The organism is Bacillus sp. SA1-12 (assembly GCF_000981385.1).
GTDB lineage: Bacteria > Bacillota > Bacilli > Bacillales > Bacillaceae > Metabacillus.
Window position 1 is genome coordinate 19,848 of record NZ_LATZ01000008.1, and the last position, 26,606, is coordinate 46,453.

At 36.1% G+C, this 26,606-nt stretch carries 19 protein-coding genes and 1 pseudogene; 18 read left to right on the plus strand and 2 right to left on the minus strand.

What is annotated here, in order from left to right; all coding sequences use genetic code 11:
* Positions 1 to 48 precede the first annotated feature (48 nt).
* From WQ54_RS07305 to WQ54_RS07315, 3 genes are all read left to right on the plus strand, one after another.
* Positions 49 to 1,674 (plus strand): alpha-glucosidase, encoded by a 1,626-nt coding sequence (locus WQ54_RS07305; RefSeq protein WP_197089561.1) that lies wholly within the window; start codon positions 49 to 51, stop codon positions 1,672 to 1,674.
* Between the two features lie 732 nt (positions 1,675 to 2,406).
* On the plus strand, positions 2,407 to 5,307 hold the full coding sequence (locus WQ54_RS31805; RefSeq protein WP_156177791.1) for a CBM35 domain-containing protein: 2,901 nt from the start codon (positions 2,407 to 2,409) through the stop codon (positions 5,305 to 5,307).
* Between the two features lie 383 nt (positions 5,308 to 5,690).
* Entirely contained in the window at positions 5,691 to 7,346 is a 1,656-nt protein-coding gene (locus WQ54_RS07315) for a glycoside hydrolase family 13 protein (protein ID WP_084821873.1), read from the plus strand.
* Between the two features lie 413 nt (positions 7,347 to 7,759).
* Here the strand turns inward: WQ54_RS07315 and WQ54_RS07320 are convergent, their stop codons facing one another.
* Positions 7,760 to 7,900: a DegQ family regulator gene (locus WQ54_RS07320; RefSeq protein ID WP_046514209.1), complete on the minus strand. Its 141-nt coding sequence runs from the start codon at positions 7,898 to 7,900 to the stop codon at positions 7,760 to 7,762.
* A gap of 1,107 nt (positions 7,901 to 9,007) precedes the next feature.
* Between WQ54_RS07320 and WQ54_RS07325 the strand changes: the two genes are divergently transcribed.
* The 3 genes from WQ54_RS07325 to WQ54_RS07335 all read left to right on the plus strand — a co-directional run bounded on the left by WQ54_RS07325 (position 9,008) and on the right by WQ54_RS07335 (position 13,021).
* Positions 9,008 to 10,555, plus strand: coding sequence for a spore germination protein (locus WQ54_RS07325; RefSeq protein ID WP_046514212.1), 1,548 nt, complete (start codon positions 9,008 to 9,010; stop codon positions 10,553 to 10,555).
* Positions 10,556 to 10,631: 76 nt separating this feature from the next.
* Entirely contained in the window at positions 10,632 to 11,843 is a 1,212-nt protein-coding gene (locus WQ54_RS07330; protein ID WP_197089562.1) for a Ger(x)C family spore germination protein, read from the plus strand.
* 71 nt (positions 11,844 to 11,914) lie between these two features.
* Positions 11,915 to 13,021, plus strand: a complete 1,107-nt coding sequence (locus tag WQ54_RS07335; RefSeq protein ID WP_046514218.1) for a GerAB/ArcD/ProY family transporter — start codon at positions 11,915 to 11,917, stop codon at positions 13,019 to 13,021.
* Here WQ54_RS07335 and WQ54_RS07340 read toward each other — a convergent pair.
* Positions 13,018 to 13,233 (minus strand): hypothetical protein, encoded by a 216-nt coding sequence (locus tag WQ54_RS07340; RefSeq protein ID WP_046514221.1) that lies wholly within the window; start codon positions 13,231 to 13,233, stop codon positions 13,018 to 13,020. The genes WQ54_RS07335 and WQ54_RS07340 overlap by 4 nt on opposite strands.
* 297 nt (positions 13,234 to 13,530) lie before the next feature.
* Here WQ54_RS07340 and WQ54_RS07345 point away from each other — a divergent pair, with 297 nt between their 5' ends.
* From WQ54_RS07345 to WQ54_RS07395, 12 genes and pseudogenes are all read left to right on the plus strand, one after another.
* Positions 13,531 to 14,067, plus strand: a complete 537-nt coding sequence (locus tag WQ54_RS07345; RefSeq protein WP_046514226.1) for a GNAT family N-acetyltransferase — start codon at positions 13,531 to 13,533, stop codon at positions 14,065 to 14,067.
* Positions 14,068 to 14,413: 346 nt separating this feature from the next.
* Entirely contained in the window at positions 14,414 to 14,581 is a 168-nt protein-coding gene (locus WQ54_RS33435) for a hypothetical protein (protein WP_156177793.1), read from the plus strand.
* A gap of 84 nt (positions 14,582 to 14,665) precedes the next feature.
* Positions 14,666 to 14,897 (plus strand): annotated as a pseudogene (locus WQ54_RS32480) (homocysteine S-methyltransferase family protein); the annotation flags it as partial.
* Positions 14,898 to 16,012: 1,115 nt separating this feature from the next.
* Positions 16,013 to 17,239, plus strand: coding sequence for a NosD domain-containing protein (locus tag WQ54_RS07355; RefSeq protein WP_046514230.1), 1,227 nt, complete (start codon positions 16,013 to 16,015; stop codon positions 17,237 to 17,239).
* Positions 17,240 to 17,431: 192 nt separating this feature from the next.
* A complete protein-coding gene (gene tatA, locus WQ54_RS07360) occupies positions 17,432 to 17,617 on the plus strand; it encodes a twin-arginine translocase TatA/TatE family subunit (protein WP_046514233.1) in 186 nt (61 codons plus the stop codon).
* A gap of 65 nt (positions 17,618 to 17,682) precedes the next feature.
* Positions 17,683 to 18,426 carry a twin-arginine translocase subunit TatC gene (gene tatC / locus WQ54_RS07365; RefSeq protein WP_084821874.1) on the plus strand — a complete coding sequence of 248 codons (744 nt, stop codon included), beginning with the start codon at positions 17,683 to 17,685 and terminating at the stop codon, positions 18,424 to 18,426.
* Positions 18,427 to 19,314: 888 nt separating this feature from the next.
* Positions 19,315 to 20,289, plus strand: a complete 975-nt coding sequence (locus WQ54_RS07370; protein WP_046514235.1) for a LacI family DNA-binding transcriptional regulator — start codon at positions 19,315 to 19,317, stop codon at positions 20,287 to 20,289.
* Between the two features lie 198 nt (positions 20,290 to 20,487).
* Positions 20,488 to 21,444, plus strand: coding sequence for a sugar ABC transporter permease (locus tag WQ54_RS07375; RefSeq protein WP_052737699.1), 957 nt, complete (start codon positions 20,488 to 20,490; stop codon positions 21,442 to 21,444).
* Between the two features lie 16 nt (positions 21,445 to 21,460).
* Entirely contained in the window at positions 21,461 to 22,375 is a 915-nt protein-coding gene (locus WQ54_RS07380; protein WP_046514238.1) for a carbohydrate ABC transporter permease, read from the plus strand.
* A 33-nt stretch (positions 22,376 to 22,408) separates the two neighbouring features.
* Positions 22,409 to 24,046 carry an ABC transporter substrate-binding protein gene (locus WQ54_RS07385; protein ID WP_231597467.1) on the plus strand — a complete coding sequence of 546 codons (1,638 nt, stop codon included), beginning with the start codon at positions 22,409 to 22,411 and terminating at the stop codon, positions 24,044 to 24,046.
* A 70-nt stretch (positions 24,047 to 24,116) separates the two neighbouring features.
* A complete protein-coding gene (locus WQ54_RS07390) occupies positions 24,117 to 25,100 on the plus strand; it encodes a PfkB family carbohydrate kinase (RefSeq protein ID WP_046514241.1) in 984 nt (327 codons plus the stop codon).
* Positions 25,097 to 26,590 (plus strand): glycoside hydrolase family 32 protein, encoded by a 1,494-nt coding sequence (locus WQ54_RS07395; RefSeq protein ID WP_046514243.1) that lies wholly within the window; start codon positions 25,097 to 25,099, stop codon positions 26,588 to 26,590. The genes WQ54_RS07390 and WQ54_RS07395 overlap by 4 nt, the downstream gene beginning before the upstream one ends.
* Positions 26,591 to 26,606: the final 16 nt, after the last annotated feature.

Genomic DNA, 26,606 nt, shown 5'->3' on the forward strand with positions numbered 1-26,606 from the left:
AGTGGAATGAAATTATGTAGAGGAAAATAAACAATAGGAGGTATTATAGTGGAAACGAAATGGTGGCAAACTGCGGTGATTTATCAGATTTATCCGAGAAGTTTTCAAGACAGTAATGGCGATGGGATTGGAGATTTGAAAGGAATTATTAATAGATTAGATTATTTAGAGAAATTGGGTATTACAGCTATTTGGCTAAGTCCAGTATACAAATCACCGAATGATGATAATGGCTATGATATAAGTGATTATCAAGATATTATGACAGAATTTGGCACAATGGATGATATGGATGATCTAATTATACAGGCTGATAAACGAAATATTAAAATAATTATGGATTTAGTGGTTAATCATACATCAGATGAACACAAATGGTTTATTGAATCTCGTAAAAGTAAAGATAATCCTTACCGTGACTATTACGTATGGCGAGATCCTGTAAATGGCGGAGTACCAAATTCACTACGATCTACTTTCAGTGGTTCAGCCTGGGAGTATGATAAAAAAAGTGGTCAATACTATTTACATCTTTTTAGCAAAAAACAGCCAGACTTGAATTGGGAAAATAAAAAAGTGAGAAAAGAAGTCTGGGATATGATGAATTTCTGGTTAGAAAAGGGTATCGGCGGGTTTCGGATGGATGTGATTGATTTAGTAGGAAAGATTCCAGATCAAGAAGTAACAGGGAACGGACCGAAACTGCACGAATACCTGCAAGAAATGAATCGGGAAACCTTTGGTAAATACGATGTGTTAACGGTTGGAGAAACGTGGGGAGCAACGCCTGAAATTGCCAAACTATATTCGGATCCTAAACGCAATGAATTATCCATGGTCTTTCAGTTTGAACATATTGGTTTGGATCAGCAACCAGGTAAGGGGAAATGGGATACCAAACCGTTAGAGGTTAATGAGTTAAAACAAGTCCTTAGTAAATGGCAAACTGAGTTAGGTAATGAAGGATGGAATAGTTTATTTTGGAACAATCACGACTTACCAAGAATCGTATCTCGTTGGGGCGATGATACGACGTACCTAGTGGAAAGTGCAAAGATGTTTGCTATTTTACTACATCTTATGAAGGGTACACCGTATATCTATCAGGGTGAAGAAATTGGTATGACCAATTACCCTATAAAAGATATAAGCGAGGTTGAAGACATTGAAAGTATAAATATGTACCACGAACGGTTGGCAAACGGATATAAAAAAGAAGAAATTATTGCTTCTATCAATGCTAAGGGCCGTGATAACGCTCGAACACCGATGCAATGGGATGAAACAGAAAATGCTGGTTTTACAACAGGGACTCCTTGGTTACATGTAAATTCTAACTATACAGAGATTAATGTGGCAGCAAATCTAGAAGATTCAAACTCTATTTTCTTTTGCTATCAAAAATTAATTCAACTAAGAAAGGAAAATCCAATTGTTGTTTGGGGAGATTATGAACTAGTAGAGGATGTACCGGAACAAGTCTTTATGTACCAACGACATTATCAAGGGCAAACTTGGGTTGTGGTTGCAAATATTAATAAAGAGAACACAACATTACAACTACCTAATTTTGGTCAAAGTAATGAAGTAATTATTAATAACTACAAACGCCCCTCGGTTGACTTTAATCAAATTGATTTAATGCCATATGAAGCGTTCGCTGTAAAAATATGATTTGAAAAACTGGGAAAGTCAATCAAGTTTAAAAAAGAATAAAATAAGTTTGTTCTTTAAACCTGAAATTTGAATCTTCTCTTTTTGATGAAAGGGGGGGTGCCATGAAGGGATTTTAAGGGAGTATTTGGTTAGGAGTTTAGGTGTTGGTTTATCTTAGATTTTGGTTTGCTGCTTGTTTAAGTTCAAGTACAAAGGAAAGATCATTAAGTTCAAGTTCAAGATGTAAGAGCAAGAAAGTAGATCCATTATGGTCTTAGAAGATTTTGAGTTTTACTATTTTTATGTTTGATATTCTTAGTTTTGCATTTTTATAAGTAAAAGATGTTTGGTTTAAGGTGCATTTAGTGGTTAATGTAGTTAATGTATGAACTTTGTTTCAGGTAATTGGTTTTGAATTCGTGTCTGATTTGATTAGAATGGCTACACTATTGTTTTTACATCCTGGATCATTAATGCTTCTTTGTTTATGCCATCTTATACTGCCATGGTATATTGCTAAAGAGGAGAGCTATTTTTCTATTATCGCTGTAAAGATGAAGCTTTTGTCAATGTTTGAGAAAACGTTTACTAAATTAGGGTAGTTAAAACCATTGGTGTAGTTATTTGTTACAAAATTGGTAAGAAAGATTTTTGGAAGAACTAAGAAGTAAGATTCTCTGACTTAATATATCAAAAAATTATTAAATGTGAAAGCGTTTTAAATTGCGGGGGGTATGGGAGGTTTTTTATGTGAGTAAACAATTAAGTAAGAAAAATAAGAGTTTGCTAAGTAAGGTGAATAAGAGTTTGTTAAGTAAGGTTGGTGCTTTCTCTGTTCTTTCAACTCTGGCATTCACAACAGCAATTACAGGAACGGCTTCTGCTCAAGACAGCCAATTTACAAGGCAGGGAGCGGGGCCAATGTATTTTATGACTTATGAACATCAGTGGACGAAAAATACGTACATGCCAGAGAAACGATATAAGGAAAATATTGACTGGATGGTGAAAAATTTTCTACCATATGGTTATAACATGGTTTCACTGGATGGATGGATAGAGGGCGCCACTTTGCTGAATAAAAATGGCTATGTTGTGAGCCATAATGATAAATGGATGACCAATCCTTTAGGTTCTGAAGAAGAAGTCAAGCTCGGTCAGTTACAGAATGGTGATTTTGAAGAAGGCCTTGAGAGCGGGTGGAAAGTAGAAACGAATGCCATGTTTGGTGTCGATGAAAACGATGCAAATGAAGGTTCAAAATTGTGGGTGTATGACCCTAAGCCACATACGGCCAAAGTTTCTCAAACCGTCAAAGGGCTCGAAAACGGTAACTATACGGTGACAGCACGTGTGAAATTCCCAAATGGGGATGTTAAAGATTTTGTTAATGGAACAAGCAAGGCTAATATGAAGCTGAAGGACTATGAAGATGTAAAAGAAGGAGAAGACGCGCCTGAACAAGTAGTCGAGTTGAAGGATGGTTTGACCGATGAATATGGAAAAGCCCGCTATGGACTTTTTGAACTCCAAGCAGAGGTGAAAAATGGCACACTTACTGTTGAGTTTAATGTGGATGCCAAAGCGAACTATAGCTCCTTCCAGCTTGATAATGTCGAGCTTTATAAGACGGGAGAAAAGCCGCAGGAAGGTGGCGAGAATAACGAGCCGTTCCAGTATCCATCTGAAAAATATCCAGACGGACACACTTGGAAATTCTGGGGGGACTATCTTAAAGAACAAGGTATGGAATTCGGCATCTATTATAACCCTCTTTGGATAAGTCCTGAGGTTGTTAAAAATCCTGATAAATATATTGTCAAAGGTACGGAAGACAATCCAGGTGGTCCAACGTATGTAGTGGACTTGATTGATCAAGGTGATCCAATTGATCCGAAAGATGGAGATCGATTTAGCGGTGGACAACCTAATGCCCGTTCACTTTATTGGCTGAACGTGAATCATCCAGATGCTGAAAAGTATTTAAAAGGTTACATCGAATTTTTTGCAGAGCAAGGGGCAGAATTTCTCCGTGTCGATTTCTTGTCATGGTATGAAAATGGAAAAGAACGAGATAGAACTGTAGGACAAGGACATGAAGAACAATATGAAACAGCACTAAAGTGGATGTCAGAAGCGTCTAAGGAAAACAATATCTTCCTGAGTCTTGTCATGCCGAACCTATTTAATCATGGAGATCTCGAACAGAAATATGGTGATATGATTAGAATTAATGAAGACGTCTGGTCAGGCAGCTGGGATCATATCAGTGGCAGACGTCAAGAGTGGCAACCAAGTTGGTCGCAGTGGGCGAATTCATTCCAGGGGTTTACCGGATTCTCTGATATTGGTGGCCGTTCAAGCTTGATTTTAGATGGGGATTTTCTCAGACTTAATACGTTCTCAGGTGCTTTTAAGGAAAATGAGAAGAAAACAACCCTGGGTCTATATACACTGGCAGGATCTCCAATCGCAATTTCGGATCAGTACGATACAATTGGTGACAATTATAAGTACTATCAAAATACTGAACTGATTGAGTTTAATAAAATGGGGCTGGTTGGAAAGCCAATCTATGAAAGTGCCACTCATTATGCTGAGTCAAACGATAGCCGTGACAGCCAGCGCTGGGTAGGTCAGTTGCCAGACGGTTCATGGGTAGTCGGTTTGTTCAACCGCAATGATGAAAGCAAAACCTTCGATTTCAATTTTAAAGAAGAACTGGGTATTGATAAAGGGAAGGTCCGCGATGTATGGGCCCATAAAGACCTTGGCATCAAGTCCTCTCATTCAGTGACACTCGAGCCCCATGACAGTGTTGTCTTGAAAGTCGTGCCGACAACACCGGATAAAACATTTGAAGCAGAAGTCGCTTCTTATACTAAAGGTGTTGAATTCGCAAAGGCGACTAGAGGTCATGATGGATTTGGCTATCTAAATGGATTTAATAAGATGGGAGAAAGTGTCACGTATGCGATCAGTGCCCCAACAGAAGGAGTCTACCACCTGGATTTAAAATATTCTGCGGATGAATCTAGCGGAGCAACCCTTAATGTAAGAGATGTGAAAAGTGGTGAAACCACTTATTCAGAGTCGGTTTCAATGAAAGCGACTCATGGTAAATGGAAAAAAGCGAATGAAAAAGTGAAGCTTAAGGAAGGAACGAACCTTGTAACGGTTAATGTTGCTTCTGGTAACTTTGATCTTGACTCCATTACATTAGAAAATGCACAGGGTGATAAAACAATCATACAAAATGGTGATTTCAAAGAAGGGTTCGATAACTGGAGCCGTAGCAACATGGTTAATCAGTCCATTGTTGATGGGGTTGTCCAAATTGGTGGTACTGGTGATGAAGCGTTTAAATCTGATCTCTGGCAATATGTTGTTCCAAAAGCAGGCATCTATACTCTAATTGCTGATGTCAAACGAAAGGGCAATTTTGATGAAGCTTACCTTTATGTTGTAAACGGTAAAGATAAGCAAATAGTAGAGGTTCCTAAATGTAACGTCATGAAAACTGTTACGATTTCTGATATAGAAGTTTCCAAAGGTGAGGTTCTGAAAATCGGTAATATTGCCAATGCACAAGTGGGTGGTACGCTGTCAATTGATAATGTCCGACTCACCCTTCAGGATGATCAAGATTGAGCAAAAGAATAAAATGGAAATTACCCGTGACCTGGAAGTTCAAAAAAATGATGATACAGAGCTTGCTTCTTATATATTGAACTCTCTAATCAAACGAAACCAGGATTAATCCAAGCTACAAGCAGCAAGTATAAGGAATAAGTGGTTTCGGCGAATTGAGGGCCAATCGGGAAACGTATTTCTTTGATGAAAAAAACGGTATTCTGTATGTGAATGTTCCTGTTGACGAGGAGAAAATGGTAGAAATAAAATTCTAGTTCAACAGATAAACATGGTACCTATAGAAAGGTATTTGAAAATTCAGTCCAATGCAGAGTATTGCAACCGGTTTTCTGTTATGTGATAAAGCGTTAAACAGAAGAATGAAAAGGAGTTAATAGCTTATGAATACTTCAGCGATTTATCATCGTCCAGAAAGCGAATTTGCTTATCTTTACGACCAAGAAACATTGCATGTCCGTTTGAGAACAGCTCGAGGAGATGTAAGGGAAATTGCTTTACTTCACGGCGATCCATATTTATTACGAAAAGAAGAGTGGTACAACAAACCGCTTCGAATGATCAAAACTCTGACTACTGACTTGTATGATTTCTGGTTGGTTGAAGTGACAGCGCCTTTTAAACGATTATCATATGCGTTTACATTGGAAGGATATGATGGGATTTCAGTTTTTTATGGTGATCATGGTGTCTATCCTTTAAAAGAAGAATTTTTACAGAAGCCTAATAACTATTTTAGAATGCCTTATTTCCAAGAAGTCGATCGTTTCAAGGCACCTGAGTGGGTCAAGCAAACTGTTTGGTATCAAATTTTCCCAGAACGTTTTGCCAATGGTGATTCGAGCAACGACCCAGATGAAACACTTCCATGGGGATCAAAAGACCCAGATTGGCAAGACTTTTTTGGCGGTGACTTGCAAGGAGTAATCGATCACTTAGATTATTTAGAGGATTTAGGGGTTAATGGTATTTATCTCTGTCCAATTTTTGAAGCCTACTCTAATCATAAATACGACACAATTGATTATTTGAAGATCGATCCAGCATTTGGTGATGCAGCGACATTTAAAAAACTTGTAGATGAATGCCATAAACGCGGCATAAAAATCATGTTGGATGCTGTTTTTAACCATATGGGAGATACTTCTCCGCAATGGAAAGATGTTCTTGAACATGGTGAAAATTCGAAATATGCTGATTGGTTCCATGTCAATGAATTTCCTGCTTCTTATAAAGAAGCAGGAAATTTTGAAGATGCCTACGATATCACTTACGATGTTTTTGCTTTTACGCCGCATATGCCAAAATTAAATACAGCGAATCCTGAAGTACAAGAATATTTATTGAACATCACTCGTTATTGGATCGAAGAATTTGATATTGATGCTTGGCGATTGGATGTCGCAAACGAAGTAGATCATGCTTTTTGGAAAAAATTCCGTCAAGTTTGTGATACAGCCAAAAAAGATTTCTATATTCTTGGTGAAATTTGGCATTCTTCTCAAAGTTGGCTGCAAGGTGATGAATTCCACGCGGTAATGAACTACGCTTTTACGGATGCGATTATGGGGTATTTTGTAAAAAAAGAGTTGCCGATGAGTAAAATGGTTTCAGAAATGAATAACCAACTGATGCTTTATAGAAATCAAACCAATCAAATGCAATTAAACGTTTTGGATTCTCATGATACACCGCGTTTACTGACTGAAGCCAAAGAAGACAAGGACTTGATGAAGCAAGTCATGGCGTTTACTTACATTCAGCCAGGTGTTCCATGTTTGTATTATGGAGATGAAATCGGAATGACTGGGGGGATGGATCCAGATTGCCGAAAATGTATGGTTTGGGAAGAAGAAAATCAAGATCGCGATCTACATCAATTTGTTAAAAAACTAATTGGTTTTCGGAAAGAACATCAACAAATTTTTTCTGAAGGAACGGTCAATTGGCGACAAGTATCAGAAGAATCTGGTGTCATTATTTTTGAACGTATATTAGACGGGAAAGTCATTCGCGGTGCATTCAACACTGGCGAGTAGAGAACATGTTTCCTAAATGATCTCCAATTCTTTTTGAAACGAATAGGGAGATCAACCCAAGAATAAGAAGAAGAACACCAATAAAGAGGGAGTTTATTTCAATAAAGGCCAATAAGAATAAATAAAAACTAAAGGTTAAAAATAGCCACCCCACAATAAAGAAGATGTTTGAATAAACCTCACGCATAGGGTTCAACCTTTCTATTAAACTTTTATTATATTTTAATAAACTTTCCAAATTTTGTAAATGTTTTGTTGTGTTGTAATTGTTGTTCAACATATGTGTTAACTTTACTGAAGCTATTCAATCAGTTTAAACCTGATTTCAACTTGAGTTTGTAAATAAAAAGGCCACTCATGTAAGAGCAGCCATTTGCTGAGTTGATACTTTGGACAAAAGTAACATAATCTATTTAAGATACTTTTAAATATGCAAATTTGTCATACTTATCTATTGTATTAAGTATTAAATGAAGTGATTTCTTTGTTTCTTGTATTTCTTTTTCGATCCTCTCTAACATTTGGATCATTTTGTCTATTTCACGAAGATCCATTGTTCACACTCCCTTAAAAGCAGCAATTCACCGACAAGAAATTTAACCAGGAACAATCCCAACTTCAATTAAAATATTATACTCTAGACCTACTCTAAATTCATTTACCATGTTAGACAAGAATAATTTAAAAATTGTAACACTATTGTGAAAGTATTGTAATAAACAAATAATAAAGGCTAAGTGCCAACTTTGATCTGCCCCGTAAATGTTAGACACCGAACTCTAACATTTACGGGGCAGATCACTTCCGTTTAAGTTATTACTTAGCTTTTCAAATATGCTATCAAATACGTTTTTTCTTTTGACAAAAAAAGTGACCCTAATAGGTTTTTTAATATAGACGTCTGTATCACGATTACATTAAAAGAAACGGTCAAAATTCTTAATGAGTATTTTATGTCTATACAGAAGGGAGAATATTACACATAAGGTGGATTTTTAACAGCCTTAATGATGTTTTGAGGACAATAGGTGTTTTATTTGACTGGTTTAATCCATATAACGCATTTGTTGTATCGGTATCTGCCTTTGATGCATTTGGCAATTAATTATTGTAATTTGGAGAAATACATAAAAAAATTGAAAGAAAATGCTCTTAAATCACAAAAAGTAATAAAGCTGCCTAAATGGTGGCTTTTTATTTTCTGGCCAGGGTAAATATGTATGTGGACGACATTATTTATTAATAAAGTTACAGAAGCTAGAAGAATAGTTAGTAAGGTTGATGATTAATTAAAAGAATTGAATTGGACAGTATATGAATTTCAAGATAATACACAGGAAACAAACTGAAAACATCTATACTATTGTAAAATATCATAACAGTAAGAGTCGCGATTTAGATAATTCGATCGATCTACCTTAATGCAGCAAGTAAAATTTCCTCACCTGTATTCTTTGATAAACGTATTTAAAGTAACTTCTTGGCTTAACCCACCATATAATGGACAATTTATTTGAAGGTATTATTAAACTAATAATTCTTATTAAGTAACAATGGCAAATGTCATCTTTCCCTTTACTCAAGACACTTTATAGCGGGTAAGTATAAAATCGGAAATAATGTAAAAAAATAGAGTAAAAATAAAGGGGATAATATCTGATATGTTTAAGAAAAAACTTTTAAAAAATAAAAAAAAGAGCTCTTTAAATAGTCAGATCGATTCCCACTTTAGTGAAGGGCAAATCAATATCGATTTAAATGAGAATTTACATATCCTTAAAGATGAATTAGTAAACACTGATGACTTAATCATTCGGAAGTTCGCAATCAGCACTCAAATGCCAATTGAAGTAGCAGCGATTTACATAGAAGGTTTAGCAGATGATAAACTTGTCAACAAATTCATTTCTCATTCATTAATTATTGAATTAAATGAATCAACTGAATGCTTTGAAATAGAAAACGATTGTACACTTGATATCAAAAATATTTTTTATTTGACAAAAGAAATGGCTTCAACTGCTGGGAAGACAAAAGTTGTTAGTCATTGGGGAGATGTTATCTCAGCCATATTGGACGGAAATACAATTGTATTATTTAACGGTTATAATGATGCATTGAACATTAGTACAGTTGCGGGGGATTATAGAGCTATATCGGAACCCACCACACAGACTGTGGTTAGGGGTTCTAAAGAAGGTTTTATTGAATCTATTAGCTCCAATACGGTTATGGTTCGCCGGAGGATTAAAAATGGAAAACTAAGAGTAGAAAAAATGAAAATGGGTGACATATCTAATACGGATGTAGCCATTATGTATATAGATGGCATCGTAAAAAAGCGTACCATAGATGAAGTTAAGCAACGGCTGGCGGGAATTGATACCAATGCTATTTTAGAATCAAATCATATTGAAGAATTGCTTAAGGAAAAAACGTTGACTCCATTTCCTACTGTACTTAGTACGGAAAGGCCAGATCTGTTGTCTAGGAGTTTATTGGCTGGCAAAGTAGCGATTTTTGTAGAAGGAACGCCATTTGCCCTCCTTGTCCCTAGCGTATTTTCTGAGTTCTTCAAAACATCCGAAGATTACACTTTATTTTATGGGATCAGCAGTTTAATAAGGATATTACGTTACATCGCTTTTCATTTTTCTATTTTTAGTTCGCCAATTTATATTGCATTGATAACTTATCATCAAGAAATTATTCCGACAGATTTTTTAATCAGTTTAATTGCCCAACGGGAAGGAGTTCCTTATCCGGCTATGGTTGAGGCGATGTTATTAGAGTTCACATTTGAAATTTTGAGAGAAGCTGGAATTCGTATACCCCGTGCCATTGGACCAACGATTTCAATTGCCGGTGCACTAGTAATTGGTGAAGCAGCTGTATCTGCAGGCCTTGTATCTCCTACTATGACCATTGTTGTAGCACTAACGGCTATTTCAAATTTCGCTATACCTTCATACAGTTTGGCGAGTGCTGCTAGAATTCTTCGATTTATATTCATGATAGTGGCTGCCTTTTCTGGACTATATGGGCTCGCTTTAGGATATTTGATCATGATTGCCCATTTATGCAGCATGAGTTCATTCGGGATTCAATATTTATCACCGTTTGCCCCTTTTTATTTAACAAGGCATAAGGATGCAATTCTTCGTTTTCCATTTTCACTTCTTGATCAAGATAACAAGAAGAACGGCTAGGAGGAATGCTTACTAGATTTAATAAAAAGGGAACTCAATGATTAGGATACTGAGTATTTGCAAAGGGATGATTGATATGAAATATAATTGTTTAAAATTGATGTCCATATTTTTATGTTCCTTATTTCTTATCGTATTCCTAACAGGGTGTTGGAATCAAAAAGAATTAGATGACATTGCCATGGTTACTAGTGTAGGAGTTGATAAAGTACCAGACGAAGATACTTATCTTTTTACATTCCAAATTATTATCCCGCGTCAGATATCTTCTGTACAAGGAGGAGGGGGAGGTGACCAAGCTTCTGTAACAGTTATTTCCCAAAAAGGAAAAACATTATTTGAAGCTCTACGTAGAGCTGCTGAAAAAATTCCAGATCAATTATATTTCCCTCATACTCGTTTGTTTGTTTTTAGTGAAGATGTAGCAAAAGATGGTCTAAAGGATTTCTGGGATTTTTTTGAAAGAGATCACGAAATGCGTCCTCTATCTACTATTTTAATTGCAAAAGAAATTGAGGCAAAGACTGTTCTTACTATTATGACGCCAATCGAAAAAAATCCGTCTGATAGTTTGTTAGATAAAAGTAAAATGACTGAAAAAAGGTCGGCTTACACTATACGAGCTGATATTGACGATATAATAAAAGCTATCGGAACACCAGGAAAAGAGCCGTTTATCGGTGGTGTAAAAGTGATTGGAAATTCTCAAGAGGCACAGTCCGATAATATTAAACAAATTGAACCGAAAGCTATTATTTCAACTAATAATATTGGTCTTTTCCGTGGTGGAAAACTACAAGGATGGCTGAATGGGAATTCAGCCAGAGGGTTACTCTGGGTGCTAGGAAAAGTTAAAAGCACTGTTGTGAATGTTAAATGTAACAATAAAGAAGGAAGTATTAATGTTGAAATACTTCGTTCAAAAGCTCAGATTCATCCTCAAATAATTAATGGAAGACCAAGAATTCAAGTTACGATTAGGAGTGAAGCAAACATAGGAGAAACGGGATGTTTCATTAATATTGTTGATCCTAATGAAATTGTTCAGATTCAAGAGAAAGTAGAAAAAAGGATTAAAAAAGAGGCTGATGAGGCTATCCATGTTGCCAAAGAGTACCAAAGCGATGTTTTTGGTTTTGGTGCTGCTATTTATCGTTCTTATCCAGGCAAATGGGGAAAATGGGAAAAAGATTGGAAAGACTATTTTAGTGAAATTGAAGTTGAAGTATTAACAGATGTGTCTATTCGTCGTTCCGGCTTACGAAACCAACCGCTTAAGAACAGATAGTTTATATATTCTAGAACCTATGAACAGTGGGCAAACTAGCAAATGTGAGAGTCAAAAAGGGAGGTGGTTTTATGGGAAATGTAAAGATTAACGCTTTGCAAATGTTTTGTCTTATCGTTTTATTTGACCTTGGTACATCTATTGTAGTCAGTTATGGTTCGGAAGCAAAACAAGATGCCTGGCTTGCGATTCTATTAGGTGGGTTCTTTGGAGGAACTTTGATTTTTATAATCTATAGTTCCTTGTATCGGCTCTATCCCACTCTCTCCCTTATCCTTTATACTCAAAAAATATTAGGAAAATGGATTGGTGGGTTATTGGGTGTAGTCTTCATTATATATCTTATTCACGGGGCTGCGAGAGATATTCGTGATTATGGAGATTTGCTTACTTCATCCATGTTTATTGAGACGCCTATATTTATCATACATGTCATGATGATTCTTACAATGATTTATGTCTTGCGTCTTGGAATTGAAGTCCTAGGGAGAGTTGCTGAACTTTCTATTGTTATAATTTTTGCGCTAGGTATTATGGGGGTTATTTCAGTTTTATTGTCAAACAAGGTAGCTATCAATCAGTTATTTCCTATTATGGAACATGGATTGAGAGGAGTACTCTCCGATTCGTTCCCACCTTTGTTTGTGGTCCCATGGGGGGAAATGCTGGCTTTTACCTTTATTTTGCCTTACTTAAATAATCCACACTCAGTAATGAAAGTTGGATTGTCGGCAATTCTTTTTAGTACAATTACCTTAAGTTTTACAAATATGTTAAATATTTCAGTTCTTGGTGTTGATGTTTACACCCGTTCTAATTTTGCCCTATATGAGACCATTAGAAGAGTAAGCCTTATAGAATTTATTGAACGTTTAGATCCAATTGTTCTTTTGACGCTTATTATTGGAGATTTCTTTAAGGTGGGTATCTTTTTCTACGCAGCTGTCATCGGCACAGCAGACCTTTTCAAAGTAAAGAATCATAAAATTCTTATTTTCCCTATTGGAATAATTATACTATTAGCTTCACTAACAGTAGCAGGAAACTTTGCTGAACATGTCAAGATTGGGGGAGAATTTCTTCCATCTAATGTTCATATTCCAATATCAGTCATTATCCCATTTCTTTTATTGGTAGTAGCATTAATTCGAAAGCGCTATAGTTCGAGCAGATTTTAAGATGTTTTTTTATAAAAAGAATAAATGACACTCAATAAGAAAATTAAGAGTAAGCAAATTAGAATAATATATTCTGCTATACTCATCATCCCGTAGTGATTAACAATAGTTTCAATGGCAGTATTCGCGTTCATGCCAATTAATAGCTGAAAAATAAAGTCAATAAGATGAATAAGTGACATTAATAAAAGAAAGATCCATAGTACTTTCAAAGTAATCATACTCCTAAAGGAACGATATCAAGTTATACTTTTAATCTTAATATAGGATAATTAATATACCTAAGTAAGAATACAAAAGAACGTTTTCTAACATAATTTAGCCATAATTCTAAGGTTTTATGTGGACTGGTATCGTATTCAAGAAATTGTTCCATCTCTTTCTTACTTAATTCTGCAGGTCTGGAACAAGGAATAGCGCTCATTTTGTATAATAGGACCATTTAGTTGTAGAAGAAATAAGTTACATAATAAAATGGAGAAAAAAACAAGGTAGAGGAGAAATTTGCAATGATTGAACTGAAATATTTTGAACGTTCAGATTTCAAACAATTGATTAATTGGATTGATTCACCTCAGTTCTTACTTCAATGGGGAGGTCCTGCATTCGAATATCCTCTAACTGCTGATCAGTTAGAAAAATACATTGAGAATGCTAATAATGATTACTCCGATACTTTGGTTTATAAAGTAATGGATAGCGAAACTGGAGATGTTATTGGTCATATTTCTTTGGGGAAAATTGATAGAAAAAACAAATCTGCCAGAGTAGGAAAAGTATTAGTAGGTGATAAAAATGTAAGGGGAAAAGGAATAGGTCAACTAATGATAAAAGAGATTCTCAAAATTGCTTTTGAAAAACATAAATTACATAGAGTTGGTCTTGGTGTATTTGATTTCAATGTATCTGCAATCGCTTGTTATGAAAAAGCCGGCTTTATAAAAGAAGGATTGTTAAGGGATACAGGAAAAAATGGTGAAGAATATTGGAACCAGTGGGAAATGAGTATTTTAGAAAATGAATGGTTGGAAACAAGAAACATTTGATGCCTAAACCATCTTATAGAAGCTCCTCTGTTACTCCATTATAGGTCTCGAAAATTGAAAAAAGGTGGCCTGTTTAGCAGTCCATTTTTTAGTTCTCAATTAAAGGGCAGTTAGTTTATCAGGAAGAAGTTTAAACCATATTTCACTAAAGCAGGCAATAGTGGAAGACCATTGTCATTTAAGATTATCTTGAAATCGAGTCTTCCACACAAGGGCGCGATTGTGGAATAAAACTTAGATTTTTAAACGACTGAGGTATATTGTAGAGTTGATAAAGGCGATTGGATACCTATGACTTACATGGACACACTATATAAGTGAAAATGACCATGCGGAGGTTTGTCTATTGGAAAATCTGCAAAATATTTTAAAGTATTATATTGAAGGAATCATGAATGACTACGAGATTAAAGACAGAGAAAAAGCCGAGTCAATTTTAGCGAATGCACTGCTGACTGAAGAGGCTGATGTCGCCATTACTGAACGGATCATTATTGCGATGCAAGGGAAGTAGTGTGCCTTTCAAAAAAGAAAAGAGGAGTAGATTTTGCCGAACAAAGTCACTACTATTAACGCTATTTTACGAGATCATTCAGTAATGATTCTAGACGGTGCTTTAGCTACAGAGCTTGAGCGGCACGGGTGTGATTTGGATGATCCCCTTTTGGTCTGCGCAAGTATTACTTGAAAATCCAGAAATGATTTACCAAGTTCATTCTGACTATTTTCGGGCTAGAGCTGATTGTGCAATAACAGCAAGCTACCAATCTACTATTGATGGTTTTTCTATGCGTGGAATACAAGAAAAAAAGGCTTTGAAGTTAATAAAGAATATAACGGTTTTTAGATTATTCAAATATTTCTTTTTTCTATTAGTGCATTAAATGTCTCATCTCTGTAATAACAGAGGTGTTTTTTCAATTTCGCTAATGAAATGAAATCTAATTTTAAAAATTAAGACTCTTTTCATTGCAATTATTATCCAACAATCTTTTAAAAATTTTTACCTTTACATTGAGATTCACAAAAATAAGTTTTTTATAAAATATTTTTTGAAAACGATAGAATGAAAGTTTAATAAGTTTAAAAACGCTAAGGGATTTAAAAAAGTAATTAGTTATAAATAGGGAGAATAGTTAACCTTTAACATTTTTAATATAATTTACTCAATTCCTCCAATATATTGACAGTCTTCGAGAAGCATAATATAATCAAAGTCAATCAAGAAAATTCAAATTTAATCAGATTTAACAGAGTATTCAACCACAAAAAATCACCATTTCTACTTACCACTTCATTGAAACCACTAACTAATAGAAACTCCTATCAACAAGATTAATCAGAATGATTCACTCACATCTTTAAGGAAAATGACTCATAATAGAACGTCCTAAGGGGGTGATCAGTAACATTTTTGTAAGCGTTAACAATTACATCCTTCAATATTTGTCTTGCTATGAAAATCGTTCTTATTAATTAAATTCCAGTAGTGTCAAAAGTTCTATGAAAACTAAATAAGTATCAAGAACTTATCCACTATTTAGGTGGTGATCCCACTCAATCACTCCGCAATGGTTTAAGAGAAGGATATCAAAGGCGAAGGGAACAAAAAGAAGACATGCCAAATAAGCCTTTGGAGTTCTGTTTGTCTAGAGTTCGCTAACGCCGATTGCTGATTTAGTTCAAGAGGTTTGCTAAACAAGTAGTTAGTCTACCCGTTGCTCGATCATCCATTGTTGGGATAACTCTATAAGCTTTGTCCAACGTGCTGGCATGGTAGGAAGCCCTTGTAATTTGGGGTTTACTACGGGTACTTTTCCTTCAAGGGATGCATGTGGCAGGGGGTGGCAATTTTTTTGCTTATAAAAGCCCTCTATCAAGTATTTTATAGCCTATTTCTTATAAAAGTTTTGAAAATACGTAAATTCCTTAGGGGGGAGATAATATGGAAACAAATATATCTATTGAAAAGTCATATTCAAAAGAACGACGGAACATTGTAGTAGGACTATCTGTTTTTTTCTTAACATTTTTAAGCGGTTTTCCTTTTAAGGCAACAAAGGTAAGCGCTGCCAACGAAACGATCTATTACCCAGTAGATTATGGAGCACAGTTAAATAACCCCAATTTTGACAACGCACCAATTATTAATAATCTTATTAATAATATGCCTCCATCTGGAGGAGTCATTGAATTACCAGCAGGAGAAATGTGGATTCATTCTCCAATTAAAATTAATCGCTCTTATGTGACAATCAGAGGCGTTAATGCAGGTACACGTTCGAATATCGACCCCGAAGAACAAACAGGTCTAACTCATCCAGGTGGAGGAAGTAAACTTGTATTAGGTAATAACTGTCAAACAGCTATCGTTTCTGAAAGACGCGTTGGAGCACCACGAGTATCTTCGATTCAACTGGAAAGCTTTTTGATTCAAGGTCGTGGAACAGATAAAGGTCAAATTGCTGTTAATATTGAACAAGATAATGATGCAGTTCGTATTATTGGTGTTTCAACAATCAACGTAGATACTGGTTTACGATTAAATGGAGCTGACGCATGCACAGTAAGAGGCTGTTGGATTTCAGAAGTTCGTAATGGACTTCTTTCGGTCGGTGCTTCTCAGCAATTATTAGTAGCTAATAACTACTTTGGAACACAACCGTTAGGAAAAAGTGTGTTTTTAGAAAATCCTAACTGGGCAAATATTGTAGGTAACAACATCTATCCTGATGGACATGTATGTTTAGAAGCTATAGGAGCCAATGACTGTACGTTTACAGGAAATAATATCCAAAGCTACTACACTGGTGCTGTTATTATTAAAGGAAATGGAAATTTATTTTCTGGAAAAGTGCAAGCGCTTAGAGATGGTGCAGGTAACTGGAAAAGTGACCCTATTGGGCGTGATGGTCTTTATGGACTGATTCATGTTAATGGAAATGATAATCATATCACAGCTTCAACTATCAATTCTGCTCAACCAGAAAATAACACTCGTATCCTAATTATGGGTGGTAATGGAAACTGGGTGACTAATACCAAGATTTATGGTATTTCTTCGAATCGAAAAGTTGTAGTCAATGGTTCATGTTTAGATACACGTATTGTTCATTCTGCGTCATCGTTAGAGGTAGATAAAGCTAATTCGAATACAACAATCGTTTGGTAATTTATTGTTCTGCTATTACTCTATTTGGGGTACGGCAACGATTCGCCCGAGATTCTCAACTGTAATTAAAATTAATCAAGGATTTAAAAAACTCGGTAAGAATATTGATTTAAACGCCTTTTTTTGCTGAAGCTATTCTAAAAATGATGATAAGCGTCTAAAAAAAATTCAAAAAAATTAGGAGGGGAAATTATGCTTCAAAATATTGGCGGACCAGGATTAATACTAATTTTAATCATCGCCCTTATTATTTTCGGACCTTCAAAGTTACCGGAAATCGGAAGAGCATTTGGCTCAACATTAAGGGAATTTAAAAAGTCTACCAGAGATCTTGTAACAGATGACTCAAATTCAGAAACATCTAATAAGAAAGAATAACTAACCAAAAAATAATAGGAGATGTAGGTTCTGTCTTACATCTTCTTTTTCATGGAGTGATTAGGTTGGAAGATCAAAACATGCGCTTAGTTCAGCACTTTGAGGAATTACGTAAACGCATTATTATCACTTTAGTTGTCTTTCTTCTGTCTTTAGTCCTAGCATTTATATATGTCCAAGATATTTATCATGTGTTAGTTAAAGACTTGCCATTTAAGCTGGCTCTGTTAGGACCGAGTGATATCTTACTCGTTTATTTAATGATTGCAAGCGTTGTTGCTATTACAGCTACTATACCAGTTGCTGCGCACCAAGCTTGGTTGTATGTACGTCCAGCTTTAACACCAAAAGAACGCAGAGTTACCATCGCTTATATTCCTGGACTATTTATTCTATTCATATTAGGAATTAGTTTTGGTTACTTTATTCTATTTCCTCTTGTACTAAATTTTTTAATGTCACTATCCAATGATATGTTTACTACTTTCTTTACAACGGAGAAATATTTTCAATTTTTGCTTCACATGACTTTGCCTTTTGGAGTTCTGTTTGAACTTCCCGTTGTCATTATGTTTTTAACAAGTTTAGGAATTATAAATCCATACCGTTTGCAAAAAATTAGGAAATATGCATACTTTCTGTTATTCTTCGTTTCAATTTTGATTACGCCTCCAGATTTTCTATCAGATATCCTTGTGGTTATACCTTTATTACTCTTATATGAAAGTAGTATCAGCTTATCTAAATTTGTTTATAAAAGACAGCAAAGGACTAAAGAAGAAAAAAATGAGGTATACGAATCTGTTTAATAAATATAAAAAGCTGATTCCTTAAAATAAGGTGAGGAATCAGCTTTTTTTAAGTCCTTAACTTTGCTTAACATACAAAACGCTTAGTGAATAATTTTTTCATTATTGTTGTTTTCCTCCTTTAATTGTCAGAATATTTAATTGTCTAAATAATATGCTTGTTCTGTACGTGAGGCAGACGGATAACTTGATCAACGGAAATTTTACAGGCTTTGATTGGTGAAGTGAAATGTAAAAAAATGGTGATTTTAAAGATTCATAGTCATCCAACTGGATTTTCAGTTTTTCATCTTTTGATGATGAATCGGATGAAGATCTATTCAAGGGATTTTCTGTTGGTTAGATACTGATTTTCCGGGAATCAGTGCTATTATGCTCCTTGATGGTCGCATAATAGCAAGAGGGGTTAATGGGGATGGAAACTTCACTGAAGTTATGTCCGTCAGCGTTGCCGGTCCTGATATATAGGTTTGGGATGCTAACATATCAGAGAACGAGGAAATTCCGGAATATAAGATGAGGACTGAACAGACTTTCGGTAAAGCGACCACGGAGAAACTCTCTAGTCTCTCGATTGGAGTCGTAGGTGTCTCCGGAACGGAATTCCTGTTGAGGAACAATTACTTCGATTGAGTGTAGGTGAATAAGTTCTTGTAGATGGAGATAGAGTTGAGGAAAAAAATGTAGGTGTCATATTTACAATTCTACTCTTAGTGATGCGGCAGAGGGTCGGCAAAAGGTTCAAAATAACATATCCGATAGGGAAAATGGTTGAGGAGGTATATCCTCTACCATTTTTTAAATATTAATTTAAAAAACCGTTGAAACGTTTCCAAACTAGTGATATCATAAATTTATGAAATCGCTTTAATATTGGAGGTAGTTGTAGTGCCAAGTTTAAAAGATGTTGCAGACCTGGCAGGAGTTGGAGTTGGCACTGTTTCACGAGTCATTAACAATCATCCGAATGTAAGGAACGAAACACGGGAGAAAGTGAATGCTGCGATCAAACAATTAAATTACACACCTAATGAAGTTGCAAGAAACTTTAAAATGCAAAAATCAACAATGGTTGCGTTATTACTCCCTAGTATTTGGCATCCTTTTTTCTCGGAACTGGCCTATTATATCGAAGATGAGCTTGATCGGGAAGGTTATAAATTAATGCTTTGCAATAGTGGAGGAAGACCTGATAAAGAGCTTCATTATTTCGATATGCTCAACCAGAATAAGGTAGCAGGGATTATTGGAATTACTTATAATGACATCGAGGATAGCGTGAACACCGATATTCCGATTATCAGCATTGACCGTCACTTTGGGAAAAAAATCACATGTGTAACTTCAGATAACTATATTGGCGGCCGCATTGCCTTAAAAGAACTTGTAAAGGCAGGAGCAAAAAAAGCGGCGTATCTGGGAATCACTAGTTCTGTCTACAGTGAGGTCGAACTCAGGAAAAAAGGATTTATTAAGGAAGCAAATGCTCAAGGGATTGAATATATCATTTATGAGGAGAATGATGCTGTTTATAATGATGATAAATTTTTCGGAGATTTCTTTAAAATAAAAGAACATCTTAATGTTTCCGGCGTATTTGCTAATACTGATTTACTAGCCGCCAAATATATTGATAAAGCTAAACAATATGGAATACGAACTCCCGAGGATGTAAAAGTAATTGGTTATGATGGAATTCAAGATAATAAGCTGTTTCACCCGATTCTATCAACGATTCGACAGCCGGTCGAAGAGATGGCCAGAATGTCTGTTAAACTTCTATTAAGAAAGGTTGAAGGAGAGAGGTTAGAACATGAGATTTATCGAATCCCGGTCATGTACAGAGAAGGAGAAACGACATAACTGTTCAAATCTTTCTCCTTTAATTGGAAACGTTTCAATTGAAACTGGAAAATTTTTTAGCTTTAATTGGAAACGTTTCAATTGAATTTTTAAAATTTTTTTCTTTAATTGGAAACGTTTCAATTGAAACGCAAACAAGGGATCTATCAAATCTTAGTTATAAATTAACCTAAAGTTAAATGAAAGTGAGGTAAAGATATGGAAGTGACAAGGAAGACAAATCATGTGATCGATTTACCTATCCAAAGTAAAAAAAGAGCAAAGTTAAGAAAAATCTTGAGTAATTATCAGCTTTACTTATTTCTTTTACCTGCATTAATTTATTTTATTGTATTCCATTATGTCCCGATGTATGGAGTATTAATTGCTTTTAAAGATTTTGTAGCAACAAAAGGGATTTTTGGAAGTCCGTGGGTTGGATTTAAACACTTTGATCGATTTTTTGATTCCTATCAATTTTGGATCCTTATCAAAAACACGCTTGGTCTTAGCGTTACTCAATTAATCATTGGTTTCCCGCTTCCGATTTTTCTTGCTCTTATGTTAAACCAAATTAGGAGTGAAAAATACAAACGTTTTGTTCAGACCGTGGTTTATGCACCACATTTTATCTCAGTGGTTGTATTGGCTGGTATGATCTATGTTTTCTTTTCAAACAATGGCCTTATTAATAACTTAATCCTGATCTTCGGCGGAGATCCGATATCATTTATGGCAAAACCGGAATGGTTTAAACCATTATATATTGCTTCTGGTGTTTGGCAAGAGACCGGATGGGCTGCCATTATTTATCTGGCAGCGTTAGCAGGAGTCAGTCCAGAGCTGCATGAAGCTGCAGTGATGGATGGAGCAAATAAGTGGCAGCGGATTTTTCATGTTGATATTCCAGCCATTATGCCAACGGCAGTTATTCTATTAATTTTATCAGTGGGTAACATTATGAATATTGGATTTGAAAAGGCCTACCTTTTGCAAACACCGATGAACCAGCCGGCAGCAGAAATTATCCCAACCTATGTTTATAAGATGGGTTTACAGCAGGCGCAATATAGTTTTGCTGCTGCAGTTGGTTTGTTCAATTCAGTGATTAACTTAATTTTGTTAGTGGCAGTCAATAAGTTCGCTAAGAAATTATCTGGTACAGGCTTATGGTAAGGGAGGTGCAGTAAAAATGAGTTTACTAGCTTTGAAAAATAAGAAAATTACAAGAAGGTCAAAGGAAGATAAAGTGTTTGATATTATTAATTTCTTCCTAGTTGCAATCATCTTAATATTGGTAGTTTATCCTTTGTACTTTATTGTTATTGCTTCCTTTAGTGATCCCAATATGATTTACGAAGGCAAGGTATGGCTGCTGCCGAAAGAAATTACCTTCGAGGGATATGATCGGATCTTTCGAGATAGCAAGATATGGCTGGGTTATAAGAATTCTATCGTCTATACAGTTGGTGGAACAATCGTAAATGTTTCCTTTACCTTAATGGCAGCCTATGCCTTATCCAGAAAAGATTTATATGGAAGAAATGTGATTATGTTCTTGTTTCTAATGACGATGTTTTTCTCAGGCGGGTTAATCCCTACTTATCTAGTAGTAAAAAATTTAGGCTTACTTAATACAATGTGGGCGTTAATCTTACCGAAGGCTATTGCAGTATGGAATGTGATTGTAGCGAAAACCTTTTTTGAGACTTCCATTCCTAACGAGCTGCTTGAAGCTGCCAAAATGGACGGCTGTTCCGATGTCAAGTTTTTCTGGAAGATTGTCCTGCCGCTATCCAAACCAATTGTCGCAGTAATGGTGTTATTCTATGCAGTTGGACACTGGAATTCTTACTTTGATGCATTAATCTACTTAAATAATGAAAATTTATATCCACTTCAATTAATATTACGAAACATTTTAATTCAAAATGAAGCATCCACGATGATGATTAGTGATCTGGAATCATTGGCTGCAAAACAAAGAGTCTCAGAGTTAATTAAATACGGTGTGATTATTGTAGCTTCTATTCCGCTTTTAATCGTATATCCATTTGTCCAAAAGTATTTTGTGAAAGGTGTTATGATCGGCGGAATTAAAGGTTAATAGAAAACTTTTATTAAACGAGGGGGAAAATCAATGCTTAAATCGATGAAGAAAAGAATGAAGGGTAACAAAAAGAAGGTTTCCATGGCATTGGTATTGGGGTTAAGTGCCTCATTAGCATTGACAGGATGCTCTAACAACAAATCCGCTAACACAGATAAAGCAGAAAAGGCTGCTTTTAACGAAACAGGCTTACCGATTGTTGACAAAGAAGTTACGTTAAACATTGTTTCACCAAAGGCACCTTTAGCACCTGACTATTCAGAAATGGTCATTTTTGAAAGACTTCAAGAAGCAACGAACGTAAAAATCAAGTGGAATAATATCCCTGGCGATGGATATCAAGAAAAGAAAAATTTAATGCTGGCAAGCGGGGACCTGCCAGATGCGTTTTATGCTTCTGGATTTAGTGATCACGACCTTGTCCAAAATGGCCAAAACGGAACAATTATACCTTTAGAGGATTTAATTGACAAATATGCTCCTAATTTAAAGAATCTGTTCGAACAAAGACCCGATTTGAAAAAAATTGTAACCGCACCTGATGGACATATTTATTCCTTGCCACGTGCGGAAGAAATGGATCTTATCGGAATGCCTAACATAATGTTCATTAATAAAACATGGTTAGATAAACTTGGCCTTGAAATGCCAACGACATTAGAAGAATACCATGATGTGTTAAAAGCATTTAAGGAAAAAGATCCGAATGGAAATGGAAAGCAAGACGAAATTGGTCTTACTTTCTGGTATAACGGCTGGTGCGGTAATGAAGGGGATTTAATTGGATTATTTGGCCTGCCGGATGCACCTTTTGAAGCAGATCACCGTGTTGTGAGAGATGGAAAAGTAATCTATGCAGCGGTTCAACCAGAGTTTAAAGAAGCGATTATGTATTATAACGGCTGGGTAAAAGAAGGATTAATTGACCCTGAGGTTGTAACGCAAAAGACTGAGCAGCTATTTGCAAAAGGGAAAACACAGGATCCAACACTAGGCTCATTCATTTGGTGGGAAAATACGGAAGTAGTGGGTACTGATCGGGTGAAAGACTACGTCGTAATGCCTCCATTGAAAGGGAAAGATGGAAAAATCGTCATTGGACGTTCCAATTATTCCGAGTATGGTAGAGATGCTTTTGTTATTACCTCGGCGAATAAAAATCCTGAGATTACGATGCGTTGGGTTGACCAATTGTATGAGCCAAAAATGTCTGCTCAAATTAACTGGGGACCAATCGGTGACATTTACGAGGAAGATGCAAATGGCATGTTAGTCAATAAAGAACTCCCTGCTGGCGTGGCTATGGGTGAATTGCGTCAAAAGGTTGCTCCAGGCGGTCCGTTTGCCGTTCTAAAAGACCACTTTGGAAAAGTGGTAGATATGGAGCCAAGAGCAAAGGAAAGATTACAAATTCTTGATCAGTATTACAGACCTCATATGGTACAGGAAAATTACCCATCCATCTTCTTTAGCCCTGAAGAACTGGAAGTGATTAATACGATTGAACCTGAAATTAAGGCATTTGTTAAACAGAAAGAAGCGCAATGGCTGATCGAGGGCGGAATTGAGAAAGAATGGGATGCGTATGTAAAGCAATTAAATGATATGGGACTCGATAAATTAATGAAAGTTTACCAAAAAGGATTAGACCGCTATAACAAACAATAATCCTGATATAAAGCCAGACCTCCCTATCTGTCTGGCTTTTCTTTGAAAAAATAAAAATGGGATGATGTACATGTTTGATGTCACGGCTTTAGGCGAAGTATTAATTGATTTTACCCCCTACGGTTATTCAGAAAAGGGGCATGTATTATTTGAAACCAACCCTGGCGGGGCGCCGGCCAATGTCCTTGTGGCACTTTCCAGATTAAATAAGAAAACGGCGTTTATTGGAAAAGTGGGCAATGATCAATTTGGTCATCTGCTCAAGTGTGTTGTGAAAGACCAAAAGATTGATACAAGCAATCTTTTAGTCTCGGAAACTGTCAATACTACACTGGCTTTTGTTCACCTAGATGAAAAAGGGGATCGTTCCTTTAGTTTTTACCGTAATCCAGGAGCCGATATCATGCTGGAGAAAGATGAGATTGATGTTGATACAATTAAACAATCCCGTATCTTTCATTTCGGTTCCTTATCATTAACGAATGAACCTGCAGCTAAAGCTACTTTTACTGCATTGGAATATGCAAAAAAGCACAAGGTTACTGTTTCCTATGATCCTAATTTGCGAATTCCTTTATGGAGGTCACTTGATGAAGCGAAGCGTCAGATTTTAAAGGGATTTGAATATGCAGACATTGTGAAAATTTCAGAGGAAGAGCTGGAATTTTTAACTGGTTATCGTGATGTGGAAAAAGGAACGGAAGTTTTACAGGAACAATATGGAACAGCTGTTATATTTATAACTCTAGGTCCAGAAGGCTGTTTTTATCGAAGTAGACATGTATATGGCCGAAAAGAAGGATACGAAGTAAACGTTGTTGATACAACAGGAGCAGGGGATGCTTTTGTTGGCGGAGTATTGTATCAAATCCTTGAAAGGAATAAACCTTTAGATGATTTAACGGGAGCAGACTTTGAAGAAATGGTCACTTTCGCTAATGCAGCAGGTGCATTAACGACAGAAGGAAAAGGTGGCATTCCCAGTATTCCAACAAAGGATCAAATTGAAAAGTTTTTAAAAAAAGAATTTCTGAGAAAGGAAGAACGTAAATGAAAAACGTCTTGGAAAAACAAAAATATTATACAGAAAAATACCGTCCGCAGTATCACTTCACCCCAGAGAGAAACTGGATGAATGACCCGAATGGGATGGTGTTTTTTAACGGGGAATATCATTTATTTTATCAATATCATCCCAATGGAAACACATGGGGTCCGATGCATTGGGGACATGCGGTAAGTAAAGATCTTGTTCACTGGGAACACCTCCCGATTGCTTTGGCTCCGGATGAGCATGGGGCAATTTTCTCGGGAAGTGCCGTCGTAGATTGGAACGACACTAGTGGTTTCTTTGAAGGAAAATCAGGGTTAGTAGCGATTTTTACCCATGCGGATACATACCCTGATTCTGATCGTCCAAGACAAAGGCAGAGTGTTGCCTTTAGTAAAGATAACGGACGTACATGGGGAAAATATGAGGGGAACCCCGTTCTCCAGGAAGAAAGTATTACTGATTTTCGTGATCCAAAAGTGTTCTGGCACCATGAAACCAATCAATGGATTATGGTGGTAGCCGCAGGTCAAACAGTTAGAATGTATTCTTCAAAGAATTTAATTTCATGGGAGTTTACGAGTGAGTTTGGAGAAGGGCATGGCTCACATTTAGGAGTTTGGGAGTGTCCCGATCTTTTTCAATTACCAATCAATGGAGATGTTGATCAGAAAAAGTGGGTACTATTTGTCAGTATAGGCAATGATCCAGAATATCCAGAAGGCTCTAGAACTCAATATTTTATTGGAGAGTTTGATGGTAAATCATTTATTAATGATTACACCCCAGAAACAGCTCTATGGATTGACTATGGACGTGATAATTATGCGGGTGTCAGCTGGTCAGATATATCTGCTGAAGACGGTAGAAGAATTTATGTTGGCTGGATGAGTAACTGGCGTTATGCCAATGTTACCCCTACAAAAGAATGGCGAAGTGCGATGACCATTCCCAGAGTATTAGAGTTGAAGAAAACAGAAGAAGGGGTCCGGCTCGTACAAAAGCCGATTCGTGAATTACAGAGTCTTCGTCATGAAAAGATAGTAATAGAAAACGAAATAGTAGTACCGGATCAAAATCTTTTGGCAAATGTAAAAAGTAACACATTCGAAATCATTGCCGGGTTTGAAATTGGAGAGGCCAAGGAATTTGGATTCAAGGTTTGCAAGGGTACCAATGAAGAAACGATTATTGGATATAACCTAGAAAACCAAACCTTATTTGTAGATCGAACCCATTCGGGAGAGGCTGTTTTCCATGAGGACTTCGCCGGAAAACATGAGTGCAAACTACTGCCAGAGAATAATAAGATCACCTTACATGTTTTAGTGGATCAGTCGTCTGTAGAATTATTCGGAAACGATGGAGTGTCGGTTCTTACAGACTTAATCTTCCCAAATCAAGAAAGTAAGCAAATGGAGCTTTATGCAAAAAATGGAAAGGTTAAGTTGGATTCGTTAGAGCTTTATACGTTAAAATCCGCGTGGAGATAAAGCAGTGAAATGGTAA

Bases quoted from the DNA above. Each gene is read 5' to 3' on its own strand.
- WQ54_RS07315 (WP_084821873.1), top strand. From the start codon at position 5,691: ATGAATACTTCAGCGATTTATCATCGTCCAGAAAGCGAATTTGCTTAT.
- WQ54_RS07320 (WP_046514209.1), bottom strand. From the start codon at position 7,900: ATGGATCTTCGTGAAATAGACAAAATGATCCAAATGTTAGAGAGGATC.
- WQ54_RS07325 (WP_046514212.1), top strand. From the start codon at position 9,008: ATGTTTAAGAAAAAACTTTTAAAAAATAAAAAAAAGAGCTCTTTAAAT.
- WQ54_RS07330 (WP_197089562.1), top strand. From the start codon at position 10,632: ATGAAATATAATTGTTTAAAATTGATGTCCATATTTTTATGTTCCTTA.
- WQ54_RS07335 (WP_046514218.1), top strand. From the start codon at position 11,915: ATGGGAAATGTAAAGATTAACGCTTTGCAAATGTTTTGTCTTATCGTT.
- WQ54_RS07345 (WP_046514226.1), top strand. From the start codon at position 13,531: ATGATTGAACTGAAATATTTTGAACGTTCAGATTTCAAACAATTGATT.
- WQ54_RS07355 (WP_046514230.1), top strand. From the start codon at position 16,013: ATGGAAACAAATATATCTATTGAAAAGTCATATTCAAAAGAACGACGG.
- tatA (WP_046514233.1), top strand. From the start codon at position 17,432: ATGCTTCAAAATATTGGCGGACCAGGATTAATACTAATTTTAATCATC.
- WQ54_RS07375 (WP_052737699.1), top strand. From the start codon at position 20,488: ATGGAAGTGACAAGGAAGACAAATCATGTGATCGATTTACCTATCCAA.
- WQ54_RS07380 (WP_046514238.1), top strand. From the start codon at position 21,461: ATGAGTTTACTAGCTTTGAAAAATAAGAAAATTACAAGAAGGTCAAAG.
- WQ54_RS07385 (WP_231597467.1), top strand. From the start codon at position 22,409: ATGCTTAAATCGATGAAGAAAAGAATGAAGGGTAACAAAAAGAAGGTT.
- WQ54_RS07390 (WP_046514241.1), top strand. From the start codon at position 24,117: ATGTTTGATGTCACGGCTTTAGGCGAAGTATTAATTGATTTTACCCCC.
- WQ54_RS07395 (WP_046514243.1), top strand. From the start codon at position 25,097: ATGAAAAACGTCTTGGAAAAACAAAAATATTATACAGAAAAATACCGT.